Genomic DNA, 3,327 nt, shown 5'->3' with positions numbered 1-3,327 from the left:
CTCCCGCGCCGAGAAAGCGCGAAAGCCGTCCACCGGTCAGCGGCGCCCTGCTCTCCCACGGGCTGACCCCGCAGTACCATCGGCGCGGTGCGGCTTAGCTTCCGGGTTCGGAATGGGACCGGGCGTGCCCCGCACGCAATGGCCGCTGACCGGTGGGCGGCTTTCATACCTCCCACCCGGGATCCTCGCGTGCCCTGAGGGCCGCACAGCGACTCGCAGACGGGACCGTACCGACCTGACCTTCTGACGACGCGACACCGTGATACGTTAAGTATGGCGTCCCGCCCGGTCGGATGCGGGTAAGAGCTCGGGCTATTAGTACCGCTCGGCTGAGCACGTCGCCGTGCTTGCACCTGCGGCCTATCGACCAGGTAGTCTACCTGGGCCCTTACCGGAAGGAGAACTGATCTCGGGAACGGCTTCCCGCTTAGATGCCTTCAGCGGTTATCCGCGCCGCACGTGGCTACCCGGCCGTGCCGTTGGTCGACAACCGGTTCACCAGAGGTGCGTCCACCCCGGTCCTCTCGTACTAGGGGCAGCCTCCCTCGATTCTCCTGCGCCCGCGGAGGATAGGGACCGAACTGTCTCACGACGTTCTGAACCCAGCTCGCGTACCGCTTTAAACGGCGAACAGCCGTACCCTTGGGACCTGCTCCAGCCCCAGGATGCGATGAGCCGACATCGAGGTGCCAAACCTTGCCGTCGATGTGGACTCTTGGGCAAGATCAGCCTGTTATCCCCGGAGTACCTTTTATCCGTTGAGCGACGGCCCACCCACGCGGGGCCGCCGGATCACTAGAGCCTGCTTTCGCACCTGCTCGGCTTGTAGGCCTCGCAGTCAAGCCCGCTTATGCTCTTGCACTCAGGAGGACGGTTGCCGACCGTCCCGAGCGGACCTTCGCGCGCCTCCGTTACCCTTTAGGAGGCGACCGCCCCAGTCAAACTACCCACCTGGCACGGTCCCCCATCCGGATGACGGCATGGGGTTAGGACGCCGGCGCGCCGAGGGCGGTATTCCAAGGTCGGCTCCACCCGGGCTGGCGCCCGGGCTTCGAAGCCTCCCGCCTATCCTCTACGCGACGGGCCAGCGGCCAATGCCAAGCTGCAGTGAAGGTTCACGGGGTCTTTCCGTCCTTCCGCGGGTAAGTCGCATCTTCACGACTAGTGGAATTTCACCGGGTCCATGGTCGAGACAGCGCCCAATTCGTTGCGCCTTTCGTGCAGGTCGGAACTTACCCGACAAGGAATTTCGCTACCTTAGGACCGTTATAGTTACGGCCGCCGTTTACCGGGGCTTGGCTTCGGGGCTTCGCTTTCGCTGACCCCTCCGCGTGACCTTCCGGCACCGGGCAGGCGTCAGACCCTATACGTCGGCTCTCGCCTTCTGCAGAGTCCTGTGTTTTTGGTAAACAGTCGATTGGGCCTCTTCACTGCGGCCGGCCTCCGCTCGCCCAGCAAGTGGGTCCACGTACGCGCCGGCGCCCCTTCTCCCGAAGTTACGGGGCCATTTTGCCGAGTTCCTTGACCATGGTTGACCCGATCGCCTCGGTATGTTCTACCCACCCACCTGTGTCGGTTTGCGGTACGGGCGGAGATGCCCCTGCCTAGGGGTTTTTCTGGGGACCACGGGCTCACTCGCTTCGCTCGAGCGCTTCGTCCGGAGCCTCGCCCTCGCGGAGACCGGATTTGCCTGGTCTCCGGGCCGCGCTCCATCACGGGGACGTCCAGAACCCCGCCGAGCCACCCCAATCCGTCGCCCCGTCGGTCGTGACGGTGCATCTCCGGTGCAGGAATGTCCACCTGCTGCGCGTCGCCTACGGCTTCCGCCCTCGGCTTAGCCCCCGACTGACCCTGGGAGGATTAGCCTCGCCCAGGAAACCTCGGGTTTACGGCGGACGAGTTACTCTCTCGTCTCTCGCTACTCATGCCAGCATTCTCACTCCCCAGCAGTCCACCGTCGGTGACCCTCCGGCTTCGCCCCGCTGGGGACGCTCCCCTACCCAATGAAATCTCATTGCCGCCGCTTCGGCTCTCAGTTTAGCCCCGTGTATTGTCGGCGCATGTCCACTCGACCAGTGAGCTGTTACGCACTCTTTGAAGGGGTGGCTGCTTCTAAGCCAACCTCCTGGTTGTCTGCGCGGACGCACATCCTTTGCCACTTAACTGAGAATTGGGGGCCGTTAGCGGGCGGTCTGGGCTGTTTCCCTCTCGAGCACACAGCTTAGCCCACATGCTCTGACTGCCGAGATATGGACCGACCGGCATTCGGAGTTCGGTTCGAATCGGTAGGCGGCGAAGCCCCCTCATCGATCCGGTGCTCTACCTCCGGCGGTTAACTCTCGACGCTAGCCCTAAAGCTATTTCGGGGAGAACGAGATATCTCCGGGTTTGATAGGCCTTTCACCCCTATCCCCAGGTCATCGGCGCACTTTTCAACGTACGTCCGTTCGGCCCTCCACGGGGTCTTACCCCCGCTTCAGCCTGCCCAGGGATAGCTCACCCGGCTTCGCGTCTGCGGCACGCGACTCAGATCGCCCGTTTCGGACTCGCTTTCGCTCCGGCTCGCTTCCCAGCTTAACCTCGCCGCGTGCCAGCAACTCGCTGGCTCATTCTACAAAAGGCACGCCGTCACGGGACGAAGCCCGCTCCGACGCCTTGCGGGCGCACGGTTTCAGGTACTGTTTCACTCCCCTCCCGGGGTGCTTTTCACCTTTCCCTCACGGTACTGGTGCGCTATCGGTCACATGGGAGTATTCAGGCTTGGAGGGTGGTCCCCCCGGGTTCGGACCGGGTTTCACGTGCCCGGCCCTACTCAGGTACCTCCACCGGGCTCCATCCCAGGGTGCGCCTACGGGGCCCTAACCCTGTGCCGCCGGCCTTCCCATGCCGTTCGGCTCCCCTGGATGGATGCCCGCCGGGAGCGCCGGCTCCCGGGCGGGAGGCCCTACAACCCCGTGGGCGGTAAGGGCTGGCGCCCGCCCGCTCCACGGTTTGGCCTAGGTCCCCTTTCGCTCGCCGCTACTCGGGGAATCTCGAGGTTGATTTCTTCTCCTCCGGGTACTTAGATGTTTCAGTTCCCCGGGTTGTCCCCCTCAGGACTATGTGTTCATCCTGAGGGTGCCAGGACTTCTCCTGGCGGGTTCGCCCATTCGGAGACCCGCGGGTCGAAGGGTGTGTGCCCCTAACCGCGGATTATCGCAGCTTGCCGCGTCCTTCATCGGCTCCATGTGCCAAGGCATCCGCCGTGCGCCCTAGATATCTTCCCGCACGACCGTGCGGGACGCCGTATCTAGACACTTGAATGTCTGGGTGTCGCATACGCTCGGT

General features: G+C 63.9%; 2 rRNA genes. Both read right to left on the bottom strand.

The window, feature by feature from the left end:
- Window positions 1-34: 34 nt before the first annotated feature.
- A 5S ribosomal RNA gene (rrf, locus tag COLINT_RS00010) occupies window positions 35-150 on the bottom strand.
- A gap of 144 nt (window positions 151-294) precedes the next feature.
- Window positions 295-3,266: ribosomal RNA gene (locus tag COLINT_RS00005) — 23S ribosomal RNA — on the bottom strand.
- Between the last annotated feature and the right edge of the window lie 61 nt (window positions 3,267-3,327).

Origin of the sequence: Collinsella intestinalis DSM 13280 (assembly GCF_000156175.1) — a bacterium.
In the GTDB taxonomy this organism is placed as follows: Bacteria; Actinomycetota; Coriobacteriia; order Coriobacteriales; family Coriobacteriaceae; genus Collinsella; species Collinsella intestinalis.
Note: the sequence above shows the minus strand (reverse complement) of the source record. Positions and strands in the feature narration are given on the sequence as shown.